Annotated in this window: 14 protein-coding genes and 1 pseudogene; 5 read left to right on the top strand and 10 right to left on the bottom strand. The window is 74.2% G+C overall.

The window, feature by feature from the left end:
• Positions 1-52 precede the first annotated feature (52 nt).
• Complete coding sequence (locus ACFVXK_RS21100) at positions 53-673, top strand: signal peptidase I (protein WP_389613828.1); 621 nt, start codon at positions 53-55, stop codon at positions 671-673.
• An 85-nt stretch (positions 674-758) separates the two neighbouring features.
• On the opposite strand, the gene ACFVXK_RS21095 is transcribed toward ACFVXK_RS21100, so the two are convergent.
• The 3 genes from ACFVXK_RS21095 to ACFVXK_RS21085 all read right to left on the bottom strand — a co-directional run bounded on the left by ACFVXK_RS21095 (position 759) and on the right by ACFVXK_RS21085 (position 3,571).
• Positions 759-1,673, bottom strand: a complete 915-nt coding sequence (locus ACFVXK_RS21095; RefSeq protein ID WP_389613826.1) for a C40 family peptidase — start codon at positions 1,671-1,673, stop codon at positions 759-761.
• Positions 1,674-1,697: 24 nt separating this feature from the next.
• Entirely contained in the window at positions 1,698-2,792 is a 1,095-nt protein-coding gene (locus ACFVXK_RS21090; protein WP_389613824.1) for an SPFH domain-containing protein, read from the bottom strand.
• Between the two features lie 323 nt (positions 2,793-3,115).
• The gene (locus ACFVXK_RS21085) at positions 3,116-3,571 is read right to left on the bottom strand and encodes a hypothetical protein (protein WP_389613822.1); all 456 of its coding nucleotides are present in this window, start codon (positions 3,569-3,571) and stop codon (positions 3,116-3,118) included.
• 246 nt (positions 3,572-3,817) lie between these two features.
• On the opposite strand from ACFVXK_RS21085, the gene ACFVXK_RS21080 reads away from it, so the two are divergent.
• Together ACFVXK_RS21080 and ACFVXK_RS21075 are read left to right on the top strand one after the other, a co-directional pair.
• Complete coding sequence (locus ACFVXK_RS21080) at positions 3,818-4,501, top strand: hemerythrin domain-containing protein (protein ID WP_389613820.1); 684 nt, start codon at positions 3,818-3,820, stop codon at positions 4,499-4,501.
• Positions 4,502-4,579: 78 nt separating this feature from the next.
• Positions 4,580-5,491, top strand: a complete 912-nt coding sequence (locus ACFVXK_RS21075; protein ID WP_389613818.1) for a TIGR03619 family F420-dependent LLM class oxidoreductase — start codon at positions 4,580-4,582, stop codon at positions 5,489-5,491.
• Between the two features lie 12 nt (positions 5,492-5,503).
• Here ACFVXK_RS21075 and ACFVXK_RS21070 read toward each other — a convergent pair whose 3' ends face one another.
• The 5 genes from ACFVXK_RS21070 to ACFVXK_RS21050 form a co-directional block, all read right to left on the bottom strand.
• Positions 5,504-9,031: a BTAD domain-containing putative transcriptional regulator gene (locus ACFVXK_RS21070; protein ID WP_389613816.1), complete on the bottom strand. Its 3,528-nt coding sequence runs from the start codon at positions 9,029-9,031 to the stop codon at positions 5,504-5,506.
• Positions 9,032-9,059: 28 nt separating this feature from the next.
• Positions 9,060-9,188 carry a hypothetical protein gene (locus ACFVXK_RS21065; RefSeq protein ID WP_389613814.1) on the bottom strand — a complete coding sequence of 43 codons (129 nt, stop codon included), beginning with the start codon at positions 9,186-9,188 and terminating at the stop codon, positions 9,060-9,062.
• 44 nt (positions 9,189-9,232) lie between these two features.
• Positions 9,233-10,165, bottom strand: a complete 933-nt coding sequence (locus ACFVXK_RS21060; protein WP_389613832.1) for a pyridoxamine 5'-phosphate oxidase family protein — start codon at positions 10,163-10,165, stop codon at positions 9,233-9,235.
• 214 nt (positions 10,166-10,379) lie between these two features.
• The gene (locus tag ACFVXK_RS21055) at positions 10,380-11,135 is read right to left on the bottom strand and encodes a LuxR C-terminal-related transcriptional regulator (RefSeq protein ID WP_389613813.1); all 756 of its coding nucleotides are present in this window, start codon (positions 11,133-11,135) and stop codon (positions 10,380-10,382) included.
• Positions 11,123-12,364 carry a sensor histidine kinase gene (locus ACFVXK_RS21050; protein ID WP_389613811.1) on the bottom strand — a complete coding sequence of 414 codons (1,242 nt, stop codon included), beginning with the start codon at positions 12,362-12,364 and terminating at the stop codon, positions 11,123-11,125. The genes ACFVXK_RS21055 and ACFVXK_RS21050 overlap by 13 nt, the downstream gene beginning before the upstream one ends.
• Positions 12,365-12,477: 113 nt before the next feature.
• On the opposite strand from ACFVXK_RS21050, the gene ACFVXK_RS21045 reads away from it, so the two are divergent.
• On the top strand, positions 12,478-13,407 hold the full coding sequence (locus tag ACFVXK_RS21045) for a CPBP family intramembrane glutamic endopeptidase (RefSeq protein WP_389613810.1): 930 nt from the start codon (positions 12,478-12,480) through the stop codon (positions 13,405-13,407).
• A gap of 23 nt (positions 13,408-13,430) precedes the next feature.
• On the opposite strand, the pseudogene ACFVXK_RS21040 reads toward ACFVXK_RS21045, so the two are convergent.
• Together ACFVXK_RS21040 and ACFVXK_RS21035 are read right to left on the bottom strand one after the other, a co-directional pair.
• Positions 13,431-13,676 (bottom strand): annotated as a pseudogene (locus ACFVXK_RS21040) (DUF4232 domain-containing protein); the annotation flags it as partial.
• A 79-nt stretch (positions 13,677-13,755) separates the two neighbouring features.
• A complete protein-coding gene (locus ACFVXK_RS21035) occupies positions 13,756-14,127 on the bottom strand; it encodes an STAS domain-containing protein (protein WP_389613808.1) in 372 nt (123 codons plus the stop codon).
• Positions 14,128-14,624: 497 nt separating this feature from the next.
• Between ACFVXK_RS21035 and ACFVXK_RS21030 the strand changes: the two genes are divergently transcribed.
• Complete coding sequence (locus ACFVXK_RS21030) at positions 14,625-15,452, top strand: hypothetical protein (protein ID WP_389613806.1); 828 nt, start codon at positions 14,625-14,627, stop codon at positions 15,450-15,452.
• Positions 15,453-15,499: the final 47 nt, after the last annotated feature.

Below are 15,499 nucleotides of genomic sequence, written 5' to 3'. Positions count from 1 at the left end.
ACGGGGGCCGACGGCCGTTGCCGTGTGCGCAGGACGAAGGAGGAAGAGTCCAGTGGAACGTCAGGACGGGGAGACGGTGGCGGGACCGGAGAAGGAGGCTCGCGGGCTCAGGGCCGCGCTCAGCGAGCTGATGTGGTGGGGGGCGGCCCTCGCGCTGGTGGTGAGCGTCGGCGTGAGCTTCTGGGCCTACTACGCCAAGGGGTACCGGTACGTGCCGATCCTCACGAGCTCCATGGAGCCCGGCATCCACAAGGGCGCGCTCGTCATCACCGAGCCGGTGCGCCCCGAGGACATCCGGGCCGGGCAGGTGATCGCGTTCATGCCGCCCGAGCCGTGGACCCCGCGTGACCGCCTCCCCACGGTCCACCGGGTCTCCGAGGTCGTCCACGACCTCGGGGGCATGGTGCACATGAGCACGCGCGGGGACGCGAACGACGGCCCGGACCCGTGGCAGATCGACCTCACCAGCGGTTCGGGCGCCTACGCCCGGACGGTCCATCAGGTCCCGTGCCTCGGCGGCTGGATCGTCGCCGTGAAGTCCGTCGGGCTCGTGGCCGGGCTTTCCCTCGCGGCCGGCACCGTCCTGCTCTGGTCCGCCGTCCGGCGGACGCTGCGCGCCAGGCGGAGCGGCACCGGCGAGGCCGTCGCCCTGCCGGTGCCGTCGGATCCGTGACGGGCGACCCGATGCGGAACGGACGAGCCGCCGATCGCCATGCTGCTGCGATCGGCGGCTCGTCCGTTGCGGTCCGTCGGCGCTCCTAGCGGACCCGGCCGTACATGTTCGGGGTGTAGGAGCTGAAGGAGGAGATCCGGACGTTGCGACCGGGCCTGGGCGCCTCCAGGTACTGGTCGTCTCCCAGGTAGATGGCGACGTGGTGGATACCGGAGGCGCGGCCGTCGCTCGACCAGAACACCAGGTCGCCCCGGCGCAGTTCGGAACGTGAGATCGCGGTGGTGGCCCGGTACTGGTCGTCCGCGACCCTCGGGAGGCTGATCCCGGCGCTGCGGTAGGCGGCCCGCACCAGCCCCGAGCAGTCCCAGCCCTGCGGCCCGTCGCCGCCCCACACGTACGGGTCGCCCAGGTGGTTCGTCGCGAAGGCGATGGCCGCCTCGGTGCCGTAGCGGGCCGGGGTTCCGGAGCCGCCGGGGTTCCCGGAGTCGCGCGGGCTGTCGGCGTTCCCTGATCCGCCGCCGGTGTACCGCTCGTACTTGTCCTTGTGGCTGGTCCACCACCAGGAGCCGCCCCGCTGGTACCAGTACACGTGGTCGACCGGATCCCAGCCCTGGCGGCCCCGGAACACCGGCTCCGAGGTCCGTGCCCCGGAGGAGCCACCGGCGCGGCGCTGCCCGTCGCCGTTCGATTCACGGTCCGTCTTGCCGGACCTGGCACGGTACTTGTCGTAGTGCGCGGTCCAGCGCCACGCGCCGTTCCCGTCCTTGTACCAGTACTTCGAGCCGTCCCAGCCGGCGTGGCTCGGCGCGGGCTCGGCGGATGCGGTACCGGCGGCGGTGCCGGTGAGTACCGCCGCGCCGACCGCCGCGACCACGGCCGCACGGACGGTGCAGCGCTTGCCGGCGGCGGGGCCGGACGCTGCCGCTGTCGTACGGGAGCAGGCCGTGCAGGCGCAGTGCTCCGGTATGTCGTCGGTGAATTCGGGGGTGTGCAGGGGCAAGGCTGTTTCCTTTCCGAGGGCCGTTCAGCGGCCGAGGTCGGCGGCGCCGGCGTGCGATGTGTAGAAGGCGACCGTCAAGTCCTTGACGAGCGCTTTGCGTTCGTAGTCGTCGAGGCCGACGAGGCCCCGGTCCGTCATGCGCCGGACGGCATCGTCGACGGCGTCGATGACGGAGGTGAGGACGGAGTCGCGGTGGCGGGCGTCGATCGCCGCGATCCGGCGCCGCTGCATGGCGTCTGCTACCTCTGGGGCGTAGGCGACCTGGAGCGGGCGGGCGGAGAACACCTCGATGCCCACGGCCCGGCACTCGGCGGCCAGCACCTGGGTGAGGGCGTCGCCGACGGCCTCCGTGTCCCGCAGGCTCCCGTCCGCGGCGGGCTCGACGAAGGAGTCGCCGAAGGGGTCGGCCGGATTGCGCGAGAAGACCCGGGCCGTGCTCGACTCGATCTGTTCGCGGAGGTAGGTGAGGTGGTCGTCGACGGCGAGCAGGGCCCGCGCGGTGTCCTTCACCCGCCACACGACCAGGACCACGACGTGCAAGGCGGTGCCCTCCGCGTCGACGACGGTCAGGGGCTCGCTGCGCCAGTGCCGCAGCCGTACGTCGATCCGCAGGTGCCGGGGAAGCGGGGAAGACCACAGCAGACCGGTACGGCGGATCGTGCCGCGGTAGCGGCCGAACAGGATCTGCACGCGCGCCTGCCCGGCCCGGCCGCACCGCAAGCCGGCCACGGCGAGGAAGGCGGCGATCAGGCACCCGGCCACGGCGGCCGTCGGCCAGGACCCCGCCTCGAACCGCGTCGGCAGACTCCGGGTCCGGGCCAGCCAGGCGGCGGCGGTGGCGGCCGAGACCAGAACCAGCAGGGCCCACCAGCCGGAACGGGTGCGGGCCCGCCGTTCGGCGAGTCCGGGGTCGAGGACGGAGGCGAGCGGCCGGCACACGGCCGCCGGGCGGGACGGGGCGTCCGCCTGGGCCCGGCTCGAAGGTCGGCCGGGCCCTGGACGCACCCCGGGCGGCTGCGGACCCGGTCCGGTCAGCACCGGCTGTTCCAGGGTGTCGGGGTCCCGGTCCTCGTCACGGAACAGCGGTTCCAGCACCACCGGATCGCGGTACGGGCTCACGACCGCCACCGGCATGGGCGAGGACACCCGGGCCGACGCGGCAGCCGACGCCGGCCCTCGCTCCTCCTGCCGTCCCGATGCGTACGACATGGCCACCCCAGAAGTTCGACTTGATCATCAACAGATCGATCTTCATGGGGTGCCGTGGGTCCCCAGTTCCCGCAAAGGTCCTCAAGGAAGGAGGCTTTGGTCCTTTCACCCCGTCGAACGAGCCCTTTTCCGCCGGCTCCTGAAGGAGCCTTCAGCCCCGGTGCGCCCCGAAGGGCCCTGCCGGACCGGGTGCGGTCCGGCAGGGCCCTTCGGCATGCCGCGCTTCGGTGTGGTCAGTCGCCGGTGTTGGTGGCCCAGACGGGCTGGTTGGCGCTGTTGTAGACGACGGCGTTGCCGTCGTCCTGGACGGACAGGTAGGAGCCCTTGTGCCAGGTGCCGGCGGCCCAGACGGCGCCGCCGTTCGCGTCGTAGACGACGAAGTTGCCGTCCTCCTGGAAGACGGCACGGCTGGCCTTGGGCCAGACGTTCGGCGCCTGCCAGGCCGCACGGCCGTCCTTGTAGAGGACGAAGTTGCCGTCGCTCTGGACGCGCAGGACGGTCCGGCCGTTGCCGGAGGTCCACGCCTGGTTCTTGTAGAGGGTGGAGCCGCCGTAGAAGTGGGCGTCGCTGCGGGCGGCGGGGGCGGCGGCCGGCGCGGGTGAGGCGTCGGCGGCCGGGACGGTGGCGAGTACGGGCAGGAGCGCGAGGGCGAGCACGGGGAGACCGCGCCGCACGAAGTGCTTGATCATGGAATGAAGTTGTAGTCGGCAGGCATCCGCGGCCGACAGCGCAGAAACGACGCGCTCACCCGTACGGCCCAGTGCGTTCAGTGCCGAAACGCCACTTCGCCCGCTCACAAAACCTGGTCGCCTCCGCTCAAACCAGCGAAAAATCCCCGCAACGGCGCGAAACCACTCCTCCCGGGCTTTCGTCGGCGATCGGTGCGGCAAGTCGGCTGCAAGTGCCCGGCAACCCCGCTCCGAAGACTGGTTCGTATGACCACGAACAAGGTTTCCGACCCCACCGTCCACCCCTACACCCGCGAGATGGCGATGATCCACCAGGTGTTCCGCCGCGAGTCGCGTCTGCTGGCCGAACTCGTCCAGGACGTCCGGCCCTCCGACACCGCGCGCGCCCGGGTCCTCGCCGAGCACTGGCGGCAGTACACCGTCGGCCTGCACGCCCACCACACCGGTGAGGACGAGGTGCTCTGGCCGGCCGTCCTCCCCCACCTCGATCTCGACGCCGAGCAGGTCCTCGCGATGGAGGCGCAGCACCGCGAACTGACCGAGGGGATGGACGAGGTCCAGGTGCTCATGGACCGCTGGCAGGCGCGGGCGCTGTCGGCGGACCGCGACGAGCTGGCCGAAGCGCTGCGCCGGCACCACCGGCAGCTGTGCGCCCATCTCGACGAGGAGGAACGGGAGGTCATGCCGCTGGTCGCGCTCCACGTGGGCGAGGAGGACTGGCGGGCCGTCGGTGAGCGGGGCCTCGCCGAGACGCCCAGGGACCGGCTGATGATCGCGCTGGGAGCCATCCTGGAGGACTGCCCGCCCGAGGAGCGCCGGGAGTTCCTGGCCCGTCTGCCCGTCCCGGCGCGGGTGGTGTGGAAGCTGCTCGGGCAGCGGCAGTACCGGCGCGAGACCCGCCGGATCCGCGGCCGGCGCACGACCGCGTGAGCCGCCGCCGAGTCGTCCGGCGCGGTCCGGTCGTACCACTCCCCCGCACTTCCCGTACCGATCGAGGAACCCCCACCGATGCGCTTCGGATTCTCCGTCCCCCAGTTCGGCCCGTTCGCCGATCCCGGCCGCTCCGCCGCCCTGTGTACGGCGCTGGAGGCCCTGGGCTGCCACAGCCTGTGGGTGGCCGACCGGCTGCTGGCGCCGGTGACCCCGCCCGAGGGCTACGCGGGCGGGCGGATGCCCGACCGGTACGGCACGCACCTCGATCCGCTGCTGGCGCTGGGCATGGCGGCAGCGGCGACCGATCGGGTGCGTCTGGGCAGCAGCACCCTCAACGCCCTGTGGCAGCCGCCCGTCGTGCTCGCGCGGGCGCTGACGACGCTCGACCTGATCAGCCACGGGCGACTGGACGTGGGGCTCGGGCTGGGCTGGATGCGTGAGGAGTACGAGGCAGCCGCGGTCCCGTGGCGGGGCCGTGGCGCGCGGCTGGAGGAGACCCTGGACGTCCTGGAGGCCGTGTGGCGGCCCGGCACGGTCGAGCACTCCGGCCCGCTGTGGACCATTCCGCCGTCGACCGTCCTGCCCCGGCCGGTGCAGAGCCCGCGGCCTCCGCTGCTGCTGGGCGGTTTCACCCCGTTCGCGCTGGAGCGGGTCGGGCGGCGCGCGGACGGCTGGCTCGCGGCCTCGATGCCGCTGCCGTACTTCGACCGTCTCTGGGCGGTGGCCCGCGAAGCGGCCGAGCGGGCGGGGCGCGACCCGGCTGCGCTGCGCCGGGTGTTCCGCGTCAACGCCCACGTCACCCCGGCCGAAGCGGACCCCGCGCAGACCCACCAGCGGGGAACCGTGCGGCAGATCTGCGACCACCTGAGGACGATGTGCCGGGCGGACACCGACGAGGTGCTGGTGGACCTCCAGTTGACGACGGACTCCCCCGAGGAGTACCTCGATCTGGCGGCGCGGTTCACGGCCGAGCTGACCGGCGGCTGACCCGGTCGTCCCCTACGCGGGGGCGGACGCCGCCGGCAGGTCGGCCAGGGCGGCCCGGGCGGCGGCGTCCCAGTGCGGCGAGTCCCAGGCGGCGGCCACCCGCGCGGCTTCGTGGAAGTGGCGCCGGGCATCGTCGGGGCGGTCGAGGAAGCGGGCGAGTTCGCCCAGGGTCTGGGCGACGGGCCGGAAGACGAGGCTGAGACTGCTCGCGCCGCCCGCGAGGCCCCGCAGGGGCAGCAGGTCCGCGTAGACCTCGGCGGCGGCCGCCCGGTCGCCGAAGGCGATGGCGGCCGCTCCGCGCAGCCCGGCGAGGATGGAGTACGCGAAGTCGGGCAGCAGCGGGGCGCGCCGGGCGAAGACCTCGCGGGCTTCGTCGGGGCGGTCCGCGGCGAGCAGGGCGAGGGCGGTGAGGGCCTCGTTGTGCGGCTGGTACTGCTCCCACACCGCGAGGAGCACGGGGAGGACCTCGGCGAGGCGGTCCTGCTGGAGCCGTACGCACCCGATGGCCAGGCCCGCCAGACCGCTGAGGTCCACCGCTCCCCGGGCCCGCAGTTCCGCCACCGCCGCGCCCAGTTCCCGTTCCGCCTCGTCGAAGCGCCCCTGTGCCAGGGCGAGCATGGGACGGCGCAGCCGGGCCACCGCGAACGCGCCCTGGAGCTCGTAGGTGCGGGCGATCCCGTCCGCACGCACGAGGCACTCCTCCATGAGGGCCGGATCGTTGCGGGCTGCCGCGATGCGGGCGGCGGTGTAGGCGCTCATCCAGGAGTACTCGGGGGTGTCCTGCGCGGCCGCGACCGCGGTGAGTTCCTCCTGGAGCGGCAGGTACGCGCCGGGGTCGAGTTCGCAGTCGAGCCGGCGCAGCAGGGAGGTGAGAGTCAGGCCCCGCAGGCGCGGCTCGCCCGTCTCCCGGGCGAGCTCGACGGCCTGGTGGGCGACGGTCAGGGCGCGCGGATCGGTGTCGTCCAGGGCGTCGGCGAGCTGGTCGAGGAGCAGGCACCGCTGACGGTCGGTCAGATCCGAGGTCTCCAGCAGCCGGCCGAGTTCCTCGACGGCCTCGGGGTCGGAAGCCGCGTACGCGCGGACGCGCCAGGGCGTCGGTTCGGTCCAGGTCGTGTAGGCCGCGGTCAGCAGGTCGGGCCGCCCTTCGGCCCGGGCGACCCGTACGGCTTGCTGCTGTGCTTCGCGGGCGGGTACGACGGCGCCCATCCGGATCCGGCAGTCGACCAGCCGGCCGAGCAGCAGGACGCGCAGCAGTGGGGCGTCCTGGCCGGCGAAGGCGGTCGGCTGGTCGGTCAGCAGGCGCAAGGCCTCGCCGAGGAGGGTCTCGGCGTTCTGCGGTGCGTAGCGGCGTACGGCCTGCTCGCCCGCGAGCCGGGCGTGTTGGACGGCGGGCCCCGCGTCGGCGGTGACGACCGACGCCGCCCGCAGGAGGTGGTGGGCGGTGGCGGCGACGTCGTCGGAGCCGAGGGCGATCAGGCTGCGGCCGAGGCGGGAGTGCATGCGGGCCAGCCGCAGGCGGGTGAGGTCGGCTTCGAGGGCGTCGCGTACGAGGGCGTGGCTGAAGCGGACCGTACCCGGACGCGGTTCGGTGAGCAGTCCCGCGGTGATGCCCGCGTCCAGGGCGTCGAGGAGCTGGTCGGGGTCCTGGTCCGCCGCGTGGACCAGGAGGGCGACGGGAGCCTCGCGTCCGGCGACGGCCGCCAGGCGCAGTCCGGCGGTGACGGTCGGCGCGAGCAGGGCCAGCCGTCGCCGCAGCACGTCCTGGACGCCCTGCGGGATGCTCGCCAGGGCCCTCTCCTCGCCCTCTCCGGCCAGCAGGAGCGAGCTCTCGCGCAGGTAGAAGGGGTTTCCGTCGGCCCGTTCGGCCAGGGCCGCCGCGGCCCGCTCGCTCATGCCGTGCGCCGTGCGCCGCAGCAGCGCCTTCGCCTGCGTGTCCGACAGTCCGGCCAGGGCCAGCCGTACGGGCCGGCGGGCGGCGAGGCGGGCCAGCGCCCCGGTCAGGTCGCCTTCGCCGGTGCGGTACGAGCCGACCAGGAGCAGCGGTACGTCGCTCAGCTGCTCGGCGCAGAGCAGGAACAGTTCGACGCTCTCCTGGTCGCCCCGGTGCAGGTCGTCCAGGAAGACGGCCAGCGGCCGGCGCAGGGCCGTCTCGCGGAACCAGCCGAGCAGCGCCTTGTGGAGCCGGTAGCGGCGGGCCGGGCTGCCGTCCTGCTGGCCGGGACCGGTCTCGGTGCCGGGGGCCAGGAGGGGGGCGAGCTCCTCGGCGTACGGGCCCGGTGGGGCGGCGTGCGCGAGGTCCGGCAGCATGTCGAACCAGGCCCGGCCGGGCGGGGCGCCCTCGGTCTCCGGGCACTGCCCGAAGGCCGTCAGCCAGCCCTGTGGGGGCAGTTGCCGGAGGGTGGCCTCAAGGAGGCTCGATTTGCCGATGCCGGCTTCTCCGGAGACCAGGACCACCTGTGCCCGGCCGTCGCGTGCCCGGTCCGCGGCCGTGGCGAGCCGGGCGAGCTCCTCGTCACGGCCCAGGAGGCGGTCGGCGGCGAGCGTGGTGGGGGTGGCGGGAGTGGCGGGTGTTGCGTGCCGGGCGACCGCGGTCGGTGTGCCGTGGCCGACGGCTGCGGCCGGTGTGCCCGGCGCGGCCACGGCGAGGGGCGCAGCCTGCGGCCGGCCGTCGGGTACACCGGGCGCACCGGATCCGGCGGGGACGCCGGAGGCATCGGGTCCGCCGTGGACGCGGTGGATGCCGGAGACGCCGGAGACGCCGGAGACGCCGGTCTCCCGGTGGAGCAGGTCGAACCGCTGGTGCAGCAGCGCCTGTTCCAGCTCCAGCAGGGCGGGGCCGGGTTCGACGCCCAGTTCCTCGTCGAGCAGGCGCCGGGCCTGCCGCAGTGCGGCCAGGGCGTCGCCCTGGCGGTCGTGGGCCCACAGCGCCAGGGCCAGCAGCCGCCAGCCCTCCTCGTGGAGCGGTTGTTCCCTGGTGAGTGCCCTCGCGTCGGCGAGCACCTGCGCGGTCTGTCCGCAGCGCAGCTGCGCCGAGGCGAGCCGCTCGCGGGCGCTGCGCCGTATCTCCTCCAGGCGGGTGCGCTCCCCGGCGGTCCACGGCTCGTCGGCGAACTCGGCGTACGGCCGACCGCCCCAGGTGGCGAGCGCCCGGGTCAGGCCCTCGGCGGCGACGTGGGCGGGCAGCCCCGACGCCGAGCCGGCGGCCACCTGGTCCTCGAAGACCCAGGCGTCGACCGCGTCCCGCTCCACGGCGAGGGCGTAGCCGTAGGGTGCGCTGACCAGGATCCGCGCCGGGGTGCGGGGCGGCCGGTCCGGTTCGAGGGCTCGCCGCAGGCGTGCGACGTAGGCGTGGAGGGACGCCTGCGCGCTCGGCGGGACGCGCGTCGGCCACAGCCTCTCGATGATGCGTTCCGTGGGCACGACCGACCCACGGGCGACCAGCAGTTGGACCAGGACCATCCGGGCGAGCCGGCCCCGCGTGTCGACCGGACGGCCGTCGACCTCGGCCCGGAAAGGACCGAGCACCTTCATTGTGATCATGACAAGGACATCGTAGACGGTCCCCTCGTCAGTGGTGCGGGGCCCGCATCACCGCCACGAGCGGTGCGGACCCGTCCGGCTCCGCGAGCACGGGGCGGGCGGAAGGCCGCCGGGGCCCGGCCAGGGCGGAGGCGAGACGCCTGAACACGGCGCGCACGCGGGCTCCTTCCGAGTTCCGGGCAGGACGGCGGCTCGGCACCCTCAGCTCCCGTCCGTCCGCGCCCCCGGCTCCGCGAGAGCGCGGAACCGGTCCCACTGCACCTTCGGCCGACGCAGACCCCGGCGCCGGAGGTAGCGGTCGGTGGACCGCTTCGTCCGGCGCAGCACCCGCAGGGCGTCGCTCGCGCGGCCCGAGCCCATGGGCTCGATGACGGCGGAGGGCTCCAGCAGCCAGCCCGCGTCGGTGCGCCGCAGGTCGCCGCGGACCAGCGCGTTGTACATGTGGTTGAGCAGCTCGTCGTGCCGGTGGACCAGCAGACTGGCCGGCCCCGGCTCGACCGGGCAGTCCGGGGGCACCTCGACCAGGTAGCCCGAAGGCGTCGGCTTCGGGCGGGTGCGGGCCAGGACCGGCGCTCCCGAGCCGCTGCGCGCGGCGAGCACCGCCGAGGGCATGCGCCCCAGTTGTTCGGCTCCGGGCAGTCGCGGCGTGCCGGCGGCCGCGGTCGGCAGGTCGTGGTCCGGCAGTTCTTCGAGGGGTGGCCGCACGACGACCTGTTCCGGTTCGACCGTGATGAGCAGGCGCAGGTAGTACCAGGACATCATCGGCCTCATGGGGAGCCGGAGGTAGGCGCGGCTGTGCGGCTGCCGTTCGAACAGCTGGCGCCAGTACTCCTCGGCGCCCCGCGGGCCCGTCATGACGGTGTCCGGGCACTCGGCGCGGCCGCTGACGAAGATCTGCGGGGCGTGCTCGAGCCCGCTGCCCGTCGGGTCGGAGAACAGCAGGGCGACCCGGCCGTCGCGCCGTACGTTGAACGCCTTCTGCGCGAAGGCGAGGGAGGTGGTCAGCAGCAGGGTGCCGTCCTCACGGCGCGCGACGGCCGTCGGCCAGGCCAGCGGTGTTCCGTCCTTCGCCAGGGTGACGAACTCGCAGGTGCGGTAGGCGTCCAGGACGCCGGGGGGCGCGGAGTCGAGCAGCGCCGTCGCGCCGCCGTGTCCGGCCCGGCGCTCACCGGCCGGGGCGAGGGGGCGGATGACGCCCGCTGCGTGGATGTGGGGACCTCGGGGGGCACTGCTGGGGGACACGCTCGTTCGCTCCAGGATCGAATGCCGACAACGGATACGCCACCGTGGCCGTCCCCTCTTGGTGTGCACTTGGCACTGACTTGCCGCCTCGCCGGGGTGCCGGCGGTCAGGGTCCCGGGGGTGGCGGGTCCGGGTTCGGCCGCGGCGCGGTCCGGGCGGGCGGACGGCGGGGCCCGGGCGGCGGTGCGATGTCCGGTCGGGTCCGCGCCGGGTGCCGCGGTCGCTGGGGGGCGCCGAGGTAGGTGAGGACGGCGAGGACGCGCCGGTGGCCGCTGTCCTCGGGTGGGAGGTCGAGCTTCAGGAAGATGTTGCCGACGTGCTTGTGCACGGCCCGCTCGGTGACGACGAGGCGGGCGGCGATCTCGGTGTTGCCGTGTCCCTGGGCCATCATCGCGAGTACCTCGCGTTCGCGGTCGGTCAGCCGGGTCAGCGGGTCGGCGCCCGTCACGAGGAGCTGGCGGACCACGTCGGGGTCGAGTGCGGTGCCGCCGGCCGCCACCCGGTGCAGGGCGTCGAGGAAGTCGTCCACGCGGGCGACCCGGTCCTTGAGGAGGTAGCCGACGCCCGTGCCGTCGGCGACGAGCTCGCGGGCGTAGGTGTCCTCGACGTACTGGGAGAGCACGAGGACGGGCAGGCCGGGGACGTGTTCCCGGGCGCGGAGTGCCGCCCTGATGCCCTCGTCGGTGAAGGTCGGGGGGAGGCGGACGTCGACGACGGCCACGTCCGGACGGTGGGTGAGCGCGGCCGTCACGAAGGATTCGGCGTCCTCGGTGACGGCGAGGACCTCGTTGCCCAGGGCCTCCAGCATCGCGGAGAGGCCTTGGGCGAGGAGTGCGTTGTCCTCGGCGATCAGGATGCGCACGGGCACTCCACGGTGACGACGGTGGGGCCGCCGGGCGGGCTCTGCACCCGCAGCACGCCGTCGACGGCCTCGACGCGCCGGCGCATGCCGCGCAGCCCGGTGCCGCGGCCCTCGGCCGCACCGCCCCGGCCGTCGTCGGTGATCTCGGCGCGGAGCGTGTCGCCGGCCCTGGCCAGGGTGACCGACGCGGAGCGGGCCTGGCTGTGCTTGGCCGTGTTGGTGAGGGCCTCGGTGACGGCGAAGTACACGGCGACCTCGACCTGGGCCGGTACCTCGCCCAGTGCGCCGAGGTGGGCGGTGGCGGGTACCGGGCAGCGGGCGACGACGGCCGAGAGCGCGCCGGCCAGGCCCCGGTCGGCGAGGACCGGCGGGTAGACGGAGCGCAGGAGGTCGCGCAGTTCGGCCATGGCCTCCTCGGCGCCTTCGCGCGCCCGGGTCAGCAGCGGGCCCACGGCCTCGGGGTTCGAGCCGAGGGTCCGTTCGGCGAGGCCGAGCTGCAGGGCGAGGGAGACGAGGCGGGCCTGGGTGCCGTCGTGCAGGTCGCGTTCGATGCGGCGCAGCTCGTCGCCGTGCGCCTTGATCGCTCCGGTGCGCGTGCGGTCCAGGGCCGCGACGCGTGCGGCGAGGACCGAGGTGGCCGAGGGGGCGAGGAGCCTCCGGCTCGATGCCGCCGCGAGTCCGGCGATCAGGGGCGGGCCGGTCAGGGCGAGCAGCACGCTCAGCCCGAACTGGGGTACGCCGACGTACAGCGCGGATCCCCAGCCGTCGATCGGGATGTTCATCATCACCTTGATCGGCTCGTCCTCGGGGAACACCCACCACAGTCCGACGAGGACGAGCACGGCTGCCGGGAACAGGAAGATCACCGCGCCGATGAGCCCGAGCAGGGTGCCGGCGACCGCCATGCAGGGTGCCCAGCGCAGGTCGCGCCGGGTCGCCGGGTCCGACAGCACCGCCATGAGAGTGCCTCGGGCGTGCGGCCCGGCAGGCGTGGCGGGTGTCGCCGTCCGGCGTCCTGAGCAGGTGCGCTCGGCGTCGGCGAGCCGGCGCAGCAGCCGGAGCTCGAACGGCAGGACGAGCAGTCCCACGCCGACGAGGCAGAGCCCGGCCGAGTACACCAGTACGGGTAACAGCACCAGCAGGGCCAGGCCGCGCGCGGACACGGTCGCGCAGTACCCGGCGGCACGGCCCGAACGCGCCACGTACGTACGGGCTGTCGAGAGATCCATCACGGGCCCAGTCTTCCTCCCCCGGCCTCCCGGCACAGTGGAGCTGGCTACACCATGCGGAGGGGAGCGCACACGATCGCGCCGGTCACCCGGCGGTTCGTAGCGTCGCCGTCATGAAACGAGCGAACTCACGAGAACGTCCGAGGCCCGGCCTCGTCAGCCCCGGGCTCGTCAGCCCCGGCCTCGTCAGCCCCGGGCTCGTCCCCTTCCTGGTGATCAGCTTCGCCGGGGCGTGGCTGACCATGGTCCCCCTGTGGCTCGACGGCCTGCGCCGGACGAGCGCGGCGCAGGAGACGCCGCCGCTCGCGGCGTTGTGCATGATCCTGATGATGCTGGTGCCGGCCCTGACCGCCTTCGGCCTCACCGCGCACCGGTGGGGAGCGCGCGAGGCCGTGCGCGTCCTCGGACTCGTGCGGTCCACGCCGTGGCGGCACGAACTGCGCTGCGTGGCCGGCGCGCTCACGGTCCCGCTCGGCCTCACCGCCGTCGGTCTGGCCGTCTCCACCCTCGCCGGCTGGTACGTCCCCGCCCACCTGCCCGGTCCCGGCACGGTCGCGCCGCTCGTGCTGAGCGCGCTGGTGTCCGTTCCGCTGTACTTCGGGGAGGAACTCGGCTGGCAGGGCTACATGCTGCCCCGGCTGGTGCGGCGCGGCAGGTTCCGCGGCCTGCTGCTCGGCGGGGCGATCTGGGGGGCCTGGCACGTCCCGATGACCGCGCTCGGCGGGAGCTACCCCGGCCATCCGGTGGCGCTGGGCATACCGGTCGCGGTGGTGACCGCGATGCTGCTCGGGACGGTGATCGCGGCCGTCCGGCTGGCGACCGGGTCGGTGTGGGCGGCCGTGGCGGCGCACGTGTCGCTCAACGAGTTCGCGCTGCCGCTGACCCGCCACGTCTCGGGCGCGCTCGTCGACCCGCTGCTCGCGGGTCCGCTGAGCATCGCGACCTGGCCGGCGAGCGCCCTCGCGGTGGCAGGCGTCTGGCTGTCGTACCGGCGCCGAGGCGGGGGCGAGGAGGCCGGGGTGTCCGGACGTACCTCGCCGTAGGGTCCTCCTTCGGCCGCGCCCGGTGCGGGGCCCGCAGGCCACTTCAGGCTCGCCGCATGGGTCCCGTTGGGCGGGGTCACCAGGATGTCGGTCGGGTGCGCGAGGCCCCTGCCGCTGCCGTCGATGGTGTGGGCGAGGTCGAAGACGGCGGCGTCGCCGGGCTTGAGAGTGGTGACGCGCGGCTGGGCCTGTCCCCGCTCGATGGGGTTCGACGTGTGGTCGGCGTCCTTGATGTCGACGTCGGCGAAGCCCGTCGCCGAGCAGGCGCCCGAACCCCGGTTGACCCGCCGCCCGCCGACGAGGGGTCCTTGGCTGCCGGGGCCTGCGCGGAGTCGTCACCGTTGTTGACTACGACGGGTTGCACGCCCCGCCTCTCGCCGCCGGCACAGCTGGTATGGGCCCGGCAGCCCGCCACGCTGCTGCGGGTGACGGCAGTACGACGAACAAGCTCGTCGTGCCGGTCAGCTCCAGGACCCGCAGCGCCTGATCCGGGACGCCGGACAGGCTCAAGGTCGCGCCCTCCGCGCGGACGCGCCGGCGTAGCCGCAGGAGGGTGTTGAGGCCGGCCGAGTCCATGAAGGTCACTCCGGACAGGTCCAGGGTGAGGTCCAGGCCTGCGAAGGGGAGGGCGTCGGTGGCCTCGGTCAGGTCGAGGCTGGTTTGCATGTCGAGTTCCCCGCAGACCGCCACCACGGCCCTGTCCGGGCTGGGGGCGGTCACGGCAACGGTAAAGGCGGCAGGCATGGTCTGGTCCGCCGTTCGGGTTCGGAGCCCATTGCGGTCGGCTCCCCAAACGGGGCGGAGGAGGCCGGAAAGCGCACGGCACCGGGCCGCGCACAGCCGGGTAAGACCACCCGAACCCTCCGTCAACCACGCAAGGTGACCGGATGGCGGCGCGGGGTCTCCCACCAGACCAGGCTGGTTACCCCCAGCGTATGCCCAGAAGGGGAGACCGCACCCCGGCCAGGGCTCAGGGCATGCACCGGGAGTCAAAGGTCACTCCATGTCACGGTCGCTGAGGCGGGTCAGTGCGCTGGGGTGAACACATCGCCACTGGTCAGGGCGGGATGCCGGGCCGGCGACCGGCGTGTCGTCGGACTGGGAGGGCGCCCCCGGTTGCGGTACGTGACGGGGTGGCGGTGAGTGGTGAGGGGCGTTCCCCCCGCCCCGGGCCGATTCCGGCCACACACCCGTCATCACCGAACAGGAGCGAACCGTTGCAGCGCATCACCCGCTATTCCGTTCCCGCCGCCCTCTGCGTGACCCTGCTGACCGCGTCACCGGGTATCGCGGCCGTCGCCCGCGGTCCCGAGCAGCCGCCCCTCAGCGTCACGGGGCAGGCCGTCCCCGGCAGTGACGCGCTGCTCGCGCAGGTCCAGTCGCTCGGCGCTGCCGCCGGCGTGCTGGAGCCCGTCACGGCTCTGCTCTCGGCGGTGCTGAAGTCGCCGGACGGGAAGGTGCCGGCGGCCGAACTCGCCGCGGTCAAGGCGAAGATCGAGCCCGCGTTCACCGAGCTGAAGAACGCGGTCCCCGCCGCGCAGGCTCCGGCGAAGCCCGTCGTCAACACCCCGGCGAAGCCCGCGGTCCCCCCGGCCGACCCGGCCGCCAAGCCCCCGGTCGCGAAGCCGGCCGACCCGGCGGCGAAGCCTCCGGTCACGGACCCCGCGAAGCCCGCAGACCCCGTGGCAGAGCCTCCCGTCGCCCAGCCCCCGGTGGCCCAGCCTCCGGTCTCGGTTCCCGCCGCCCCCGTGGCGAAGCCTCCGGCCGCCGAGCCCTTCAAGCCCGCTGAGCCGGTGGCGGAGCCTCCGGCCGTCGTGCCCGCGAAGCCGTCCACCGTGCTTCCGGCGGCCACCCCCAAGTCCGCCCGCGTCGAGCAGGCTTCCGCCGCGATCGACAAGCTCAAGGGCTCGGTCGACACCCTGCTGACGGTCGCCGAGAAGGGAGCCCCCGCGGCCGACGGCAAGGCCAAGGCGACCACGGTCGTGACCGACCTGAGCACGCTCCTGGTGGCCCTGCTCGATGTACAGAAGGCCCCCACCGCCTGAGTGCGGTTCCGCCGCTGAGCCGTCCCCGCGTCCTTCGGGCGCCGGGA

The sequence above is a fragment of the Streptomyces sp. NPDC058157 genome (genome assembly GCF_042884105.1).
Classification (GTDB): Bacteria; Actinomycetota; Actinomycetes; order Streptomycetales; family Streptomycetaceae; genus Streptomyces.
This window is presented reverse-complemented; position numbering and strand designations above follow the sequence as displayed.